This is a genomic window from Catenulispora rubra, assembly GCF_015356825.1.
GTDB lineage: Bacteria > Actinomycetota > Actinomycetes > Streptomycetales > Catenulisporaceae > Catenulispora > Catenulispora rubra.
Map to the genome: position 1 here is coordinate 20062 of NZ_JAACYW010000148.1, position 7832 is coordinate 27893.

The following is a 7832-nucleotide window of genomic DNA, read 5'->3' on the forward strand; positions in this document are numbered from 1 at the left end:
CGCCAAACCGGGCAGGTTGGCTGCGCCCGCTGACGCGGCGAGGGACCCAGAACCAACACCCCGCATGGTCCGGTCGGGCCCACGAACGACATCGCCAGTCGGGCTCGCCCGTCGCCAACCGCAGCTGGCAAGGCGCTTAAAGTAGAGTTCTGATACACCTCCTCTTCCGCCACTCCGCTGTCAAGCGGGGTAACACCGCAGCGCGATCCGCGCTCACCGTCATCAGTTCGGTGGCCGGGGGAAACCGTGAGCGCCCCCTGTGTTTTCGGGGTATGCCAACGACGGGAGTCGCGGCTTGCGCCATTGACCCTCCGGGTCCGCGCTGCTACGTTCCGTTTAAATACGAACCCTGCGATGCATGAGGGTCGGGCGCGGTTCCGGTGATGCCGGGCGGGCCTGGCCCTTCCCCGTCAGGTGCCGTATCCCCACATCGCCGTCGGTTCGCCGGCGGTTTCCTCCGGGACGCCCGGGAAGCATCGTGAGTCCGCCGGTACGTTGGCGTGCCGGGAAACGGTGAGTGATGCCGAAGGTGCGTCCCCCGACCTCGCCGCCGGATCTGCCGACACCGGTGTCGGCCTCGCCGCCGGAGCACTGTCTGCGCCGCACGCTCCGCGGTTCGTCCGCGGCCGCTTCGAACTCGTCACACCGCACCGCGGCCCGGCCACCAGCCCGGTCGTCCCCCCAGATTCACCTCTCGGAGGATTCTCAGTGACAGCTCGTATCAGGCTTCTGTTCTCCACTCTCGCCGCACTTTTGCTGGCCATGGCCGTGCCGGCGTTTGCCGACGCGAATGCCTCGGCCGCCGGTAGCTCTGCCGGGGCCACCTCGGCTGCGGCCACTACTTTTGCGCACCCGTTGTTCGTGCCCGGGCATGCCGCGCCCGGCGCGCATCCGGCACTCGTTCCGTCCGGTTACGGTCCGACTGACCTGCAGTCCGCTTACAAGCTGCCGTCGAGCACCCGGGGTGTGGGGCAGACGGTGGCCATCGTCGATGCGTACAACGACCCGACCGCCGAGGCCGACCTCGCCGTCTATCGGTCGACGTACGGTCTGCCGGCGTGCACCACGGCCAGTGGCTGCTTCAAGAAGGTGAACCAGAGCGGCGGCACCAGCTACCCGCCGACCGACGCGGGTTGGGCCACCGAGATATCGCTGGACCTGGACATGGTCTCGGCCGTCTGTCCCAAGTGCCACATCCTGCTGGTCGAGGCCACCTCGGCGTCGTACGCCAACCTGGGTGCGGCGGTGAACGAGGCGGCGGCGCTGCACGCCAACACGATCTCCAACAGCTATGGCGGCGGCGACCTGCCCGACACCTCGGCGCCGTACTACAACCACCCCGGCATCATGATCACCGCGAGCTCCGGTGACAGCGGCTACGGTGTGGAGTTCCCGGCGTCCTCGCGTTACGTCACCGCGGTCGGCGGTACCTCGCTGACCCGGGCTTCGAACGCGCGCGGCTGGAGTGAGACTGCGTGGTCCGGCGCCGGCTCCGGGTGCTCGGCCTACAACCCGGCGCTGAGCGGCCAGGCCCCCTACGGCACCGGCTGCCCGCGGCGCGCCGTGGCCGACGTCTCGGCTGTTGCCGACCCGGCGACCGGTGTCGCGGTCTACGACACCACCCCGTACGGCGGCCGCAGCGGCTGGCAGGTCTACGGCGGCACCTCGGTGGCCTCGCCGATCATCGCCTCGGTGTACGCCCTGGCCGGCAACGCCGCCTCCATCAACAACAACTACCCCTACACCCACGACTCCGCGAGCACCTTCTTCGACGTCACGACCGGCTCCAACGGCTCGTGCTCGCCGGCCCAGCTGTGCCACGCGCGCGTGGGCTGGGACGGCCCGACCGGGCTGGGCACGCCGAACGGTGTCGGCGGGTTCTGATCCGCACGGTAGTCGCTGACGAACAGTGACCGGCGTGGTGGCGGCAGCTTTGCCGTCGCCACGCCGTTTGGCTTTTCGAGTGTGGGACCGTGCAGGGCTGCAAGATTCTTCCGCCGGCACCAGAACCGAATGCCCGGCCGGAGACTCTAGAAGGTGTGGAAGACGAGTACGACAACCCAGTTCGCACCCGCGGATCCTCGTCAACCAGCACAAGACGTGGTGGAGCCGGGACCGGGAGCGGCCCGGCACCGTGCCGGAGCACAGCGCGGCGCCTGACTTCGCGCACGAGCACTCGCAGCGGACCGTCGTGCTGGAAGCCCTGGCGACGCTGACGAAACGCGAGCGGCACGTGGTGGTGCTGCGCTACTACGCCGACCTCAGCGAGGCGCAGACGGCCGCGGAGGTGGGGATCGCCCCGGGCACGGTGAAGAGCACGCTGCACCGGGCGCTCACGAAACTGCGCGGCTCGGAAATCCTGACACTGAAGTACTCGGACTGGGAGAGCTGACCCGTGGAAACCGAAGAAGAGAACGCCATCATCGCGGCACTGGACTACCGCGATGAATACAACCCGGGGCTTTCCCCCGCAGCTGTCCTCGCCAGCGCGCGACGGAAGCAGACCAGGGCTCGGCTGACGTTGTCAGGCGCGGCGCTGGCGGCCGTCGGGGTCGCGGCCGGTGCCGTGCTGACGGTCGGCGGGACGAGCGGATCGGGCGCCGCAGCCGACGTGATGGCCGCCGGGAAGAACGACCGGGCCGGCCAGCATTCGCCTGTCATCAAGCTGTCGCCCGGCCAGCGCTTCACCGTGCCTGGTCCATCCGGCGCGACCATCTGGTTCACGGGCAAGTCCCTCTGCGTCACCAACATCGACAGCCCCACGTTCGAGACCGGGGACTGCGCCCCCGGCTACGCCTTCGGCTGGGTTGGCGGCACATCGCCGACGGACGGCAACACCGTGAGCCCCGAGGCCGGGCCCTTCCATATGCTGGGTAGTGGAATCGTGGCCGCTCCCGGGGCCAACGGCTATGTCTACGGAATGACGCTCGCCGCCGTGAAGCCGACGCTCGTCACCGTCACCGGCGGCGACGGCAAGGCCCACGTCGCCACGATCGTCGAGGCGGTGTCGGGCCAGCCCGGCCTTCTGTTCTTCACACCGAAGGCGATCACCACAGCCGCGGACAAGGCACAGCAGCAGCTCTACTCAGGCCCCTTGAAGGTCAAACTCTTCTCCGCGAGCGGCGCCAGAGTCTGCACGATCGACCCCGCCCCTCCCGCCAAGAACGTGTCCTTGTCCTGCTGACGGAACCGACGACGCCGCGCCGCCTACTCCACTCACGAGGCGTCAGCCCTCGGTGTTTCCCCCGGGTTTCGGACGTGCTCCCATCACCTGTAACGCCATAGACATAGTCCCTTAGGTGACATCACTCGATTACCGGAGTACACCCAACGTTCACCGGGAATTTGTTTTCAGGGCTCGACGATGCCTGTGAGGATGTGGGCGCCAGCGCGGGGCGGTGGGCAGCCACACCATCTCGGGCGGGCGCGACGGACGCCGTCGCGCCCGTCAACGCCGTGCTCATTCACAGGAGCCAGACGGATTCGGGCGAGGGATCACGATGCGCGCAGCAGTCCTGTTCAAGATCGGTGGCGAAGTCCTCGAGGTGCGTGACGACGTCTCCGTCGTCGGCCCCGGCCCCGGCGAGGTGCGGATCCGGGTCCGGGCCACCGGGGTGTGCCACTCGGACCTGTCGGCGATGACTGGGGTGCTGCGCCAGCCCGCGCCCTTCGTGCCCGGCCACGAGGGCGCCGGGGACGTGGTCGCGGTCGGCGAGGGCGTCACGCAGGTGGCGGTCGGCGACCGGGTCATCGTGTGCTGGAACCCGTCGTGCGGCGAGTGCTCCTTCTGCCGCGGCGGGCAGGGCAACCTGTGCGTGAACATCTTCGTCGGCATGATGTTCGAGCCGCACTTCAGGATCGACGGCGCCGAGGTCTACGGCTTCGCCGGCAACGGCACCTTCGCCGAGGAGATGGTGGTGCCGTGGCAGTGTGCGGTGAAGGTCCCGGATGACGTGCCGTATGAGATCGCGGCGCTGATCGGGTGCGGCGTCACCACCGGGGTCGGCGCGGTGTTCAACACGGCGCAGGTGCAGCCGGGCTCCTCGGTCGCGGTGATCGGCGCCGGCGGCGTCGGGATCAGCGTGATCCAGGGCGCGCGGATCGCCGGGGCGGCTGAGATCGTCGCGATCGACCCGGTGGAGAGCAAGCACAAGGCCGCGCTGAGCTTCGGCGCCACCAAGGCCGTGCGGCCCGAGGAGGTCGACGCGGCCAAGGCCGAGGTGACCGGCGGGACCGGCTTCGACTACGTCTTCGAGGTGGTCGGCCACTCGGCGCTGGTGAAGCAGGCCTACGGCCTGGCGCGCCGCGGCGGCACCGTCACGGTCGTCGGAGCCGGCAAGAACAAGGACCGGGTCGAGTTCGACATGTTCCAGCTCTTCTCCGAGAACAAGAAGATCCTCGGTTCCTACTACGGCGGCGCCGACCCGCGCCGGGAGTACGGCCGCATGATCGCGCTCTGGCGTGCCGGCCGACTGGACCTGGAAGGCATGATCACCGCCCGACTGAAGCTCGACGACGTCAACCAGGCGCTGGAGCTGATGCGCACCGGCGAGGCGATCCGGACGATCATCGAGGTCTGATCCGCGCAAAAAACTTCTGACGCCCCCGTGCCGCGATCGTCGCCGGCCCGGGGGCGGCTTTTTGCCCGCTGAGCCGCCCGAACCGACGTCGGAGACGAGACCCGTGGGGATAGTCGATCGATCTCGTTGATCCACGATTTCTTTTGTGCGACGGCGGTGGAAAAGAATCACGCGAGAGCGGTTGACGGACGGCCTGAGCGTTTCCATACTCTGACCCAACCGGCGTTTCGGAAACGTTTCCGGAATCGCCCGTCCGCCACCCGCTCACGCCACTCGTGCGGCGCCGCACGGCAGGGGAGTGGGCGCTCAGTCGATCCGCGCGGTGTTCCTGCGCGCTGATCGCCGCGTCACCCGGTAAGGGGCTCCGGCCCTGGTCCGGGTGCTGTGATGTCAGGCTCCGGATTCACGGTTCGGGTTCGCGATCTCCCGAGGAGAGTGCACATGACGGTCAGCCGCAGAAGGTTCCTTGCCTCCTCAGCCTTCGTGGGAGGTGCCGCGCTCCTCGGCGGCGTCGGTGTCGACGCGGTGGGCTCGCGGGCGTCCGCCGCCACCGCGTCCACGCTGTCGGTCGCGTTGAAGAACAACACAACCTCGAACACGGTCTACGCGTTCGTGACCGGGCTGGCGATCGGCAACAATGCCCTGGTTCTGCTCGAATCGGACGGCCGGACCCTGTACTACCCCACGTCGCCGAGCTCGACCGGCACGCCGCTGGGTGCGAACTGTGCGATTCCGTTGGGCGGGCCCGGCTCGACGACCACGATCACCATTCCGCAGCTCGCCGGCGGCCGGGTGTGGTTCTCCATCGGCAGCCCGCTCACCTTCCTGCTCAACCCCGGCCCCGCTCTGGTCGAGCCGTCGGTGAGCAACCCGTCGGACCCGAACATTAACGCCGGGGCCTGTTGACCAGCCGCAGAGGTGGCGCGGGTGTGCTCGCCCTGATACCCGTCCGCGCCGCGTCCAGCGGAAGTGCACAACCGATACTGAGGACCATCCATGCCCTTCAAAGACGCATTGAGCCGTCACCTGCGCCGTCAGGTACGGCAGCGGGCCGGCGTGATCGCCGCGGCCTGCGCCCTCGCCCTGGCCGGCCTGGCGGCCGCCGCGACCACGTCGACCGCGGCGTCGGCCGCCGGCCCGGCGGCCACCGGGAATCTCGTCCAGAACCCCGGATTCGAATCCGGGACGCTCTCGCCCTGGTCCTGCTCGGGCGGCAACGGATCGGTGGTCGCCAGCCCGGTGCACTCCGGTTCGCACGCCCTGCTCGGCACGCCGACGAACAGCAATGACGCGCAGTGCTCGCAGGCGGTGAGCGTGCAGCCGAACTCGGCTTACACGCTGACCGCGTGGGTCGAGGGCAGCTACGTCTACCTCGGCGACACCGGAACCGGCACCAGCGACACCAGCACCTGGACGAGCAGCGGCTCCTGGACGCAGCTGAGCACCTCGTTCACCACCGGCGCGTCCACCACGAGCGTCACCGTCTGGCTGCACGGCTGGTACGCCCAGGGCGACTACTCGGCCGACGACGTCACGCTGAGCGGCCCGGGCGGACCGACGTCCGGGTCGAGCACCCCGACCTCGCCCAGCTCGCCCAGCACGTCGACCTCGCCGTCGACGCCCCCGACCTCCTCGTCGTCGAGTCCGTCCGGCGGGCCGCCGCCTCCGACCGGCGGTGGCCTGGGTCCGAACGTGATTGTGATCAGTCCGAGTGAGTCGGTGAGCGCGATCGCCAGCCAGCTCAACGCGATCGGTACGCAGCAGGCGCCGAACCAGTTCGGGAATCAGCGCTATGAGATCTTGTTCGAGCCCGGGACGTACGGCTCGGCCGCGGCGCCGCTGGACTTCCAGCTCGGGTACTACGAGAGCGTCGAGGGTCTGGGGCAGAACCCGGGCCAGGTGGTGATCAACGGCACCATCGACTCCTGGAACCAGTGCACCAACGGCGCCTCGAACCAGTGCTACGCCACCAACAACTTCTGGCGCTCGGTCTCCAACCTCACCATCAACGTCACCGGCCTGACCGGCTGCAACGCCGGCGAGGACGTCTGGGCTGCCTCGCAGGCCTCACCGATGCGCCGGGTGGTGGTCAACGGCAACCTGACCTTGATGGACTACTGCGGCGGGACACCGGGCTGGTCCAGCGGCGGGTTCATCGCCGACTCCCAACTCAACGGCACCATAGAAAACGGCTCACAGCAGCAGTACCTGGTACGCAACACCAGCATCGGCTCCTGGACCAACGGGGTGTGGAACCAGGTGTTCTGCGGCGACCCCGGCGCCCCGGCACAGAGCTTCGGCTCGACCTCCCTGCAGGCCGGCGGCCCGCAGCCGTACACCACGCTCGGCACCTGCCCGACAACACAGGAGGAGCCGTACCTGTACACCGACGGCTCAGGCAACTACAACGTGTTCGTGCCCTCGGTGCAGTCCAACACCAGCGGCCCGACCTGGGCCGGCGGCAGCACCCCCGGCACCTCGGTGTCGCTGAACACCTTCTACGTCATCGACTCCTCCAGCACCGTAAGTCAGATCAACGCGGCGCTGGCGGCTGGCGACAACCTGCTGTTCACGCCGGGTGTCTACAGCTACAACCAGACGATCAACGTCACCCACCCCGACACCAAGATCCTCGGGTTGGGCTTCGCCACCCTGATCCCGACCGCCGGCCAAACCACGATGAGTGTGGCCGACGTCAACGGCGTCAACATCTCCGGCCTGATCTTCGACGCCGGACCCACCACCTCCCCGACCCTGCTCACCATCGGCACCCAAGGCTCGGCCACCAGCCACGCCAGCGACCCGGTCACCGTCGACGACGTGTTCTTCCGGATCGGCGGCGCTACCGCCGGATCAGTCACCGACGCCTTCATCGACAACAGCAACAACTCCCTGCTGGACAACATCTGGTCCTGGCGCGCCGACCACGGCGCCGGCTCCAACTCCTGGACCACCGACACCGCAGACACCGGCCTGACCGTCAACGGCAACAACGTCACCGCCTACGGACTGGCCGTCGAGCACTACCAGAAGAACGAGACCGTCTGGAACGGCCAAGGCGGCACCGTCATCTTCTTCCAAAACGAAAACCCCTACGACGTCCCCAACCAGTCGGCCTGGATGGCCACCCCGAGCCAAAACGGCTACCCGGCCTTCTACATCCCCAACAGCGTCACCTCGTTCCGGGGCTACGGCATGGGCGTCTACTCCAACTTCACATCGGGACCACCCATCGAAAGCGCGATGGCCATC

6 protein-coding genes are annotated in these 7832 nt (G+C 68.3%); all 6 read left to right on the forward strand.

What is annotated here, in order from left to right:
• Nucleotides 1-708: 708 nt before the first annotated feature.
• Nucleotides 709-1884 carry a S53 family peptidase gene (locus GWK61_RS32215; protein WP_194915460.1) on the forward strand — a complete coding sequence of 392 codons (1176 nt, stop codon included), beginning with the start codon at nt 709-711 and terminating at the stop codon, nt 1882-1884.
• A gap of 250 nt (nt 1885-2134) precedes the next feature.
• The gene (locus GWK61_RS59935; protein ID WP_323747852.1) at nt 2135-2392 is read left to right on the forward strand and encodes a sigma-70 family RNA polymerase sigma factor; all 258 of its coding nucleotides are present in this window, start codon (nt 2135-2137) and stop codon (nt 2390-2392) included.
• Nucleotides 2393-2395: 3 nt separating this feature from the next.
• The gene (locus GWK61_RS32225) at nt 2396-3184 is read left to right on the forward strand and encodes a hypothetical protein (RefSeq protein ID WP_194915462.1); all 789 of its coding nucleotides are present in this window, start codon (nt 2396-2398) and stop codon (nt 3182-3184) included.
• A 316-nt stretch (nt 3185-3500) separates the two neighbouring features.
• Entirely contained in the window at nt 3501-4580 is a 1080-nt protein-coding gene (locus GWK61_RS32230) for a Zn-dependent alcohol dehydrogenase (RefSeq protein WP_194915463.1), read from the forward strand.
• A 441-nt stretch (nt 4581-5021) separates the two neighbouring features.
• Complete coding sequence (locus GWK61_RS32235; RefSeq protein ID WP_194915464.1) at nt 5022-5486, forward strand: beta-1,3-glucanase family protein; 465 nt, start codon at nt 5022-5024, stop codon at nt 5484-5486.
• Nucleotides 5487-5576: 90 nt separating this feature from the next.
• Nucleotides 5577-7832: pectate lyase-like domain-containing protein (locus tag GWK61_RS32240; RefSeq protein WP_194915465.1), on the forward strand; the 2256-nt coding region annotated here is incomplete at its 3' end.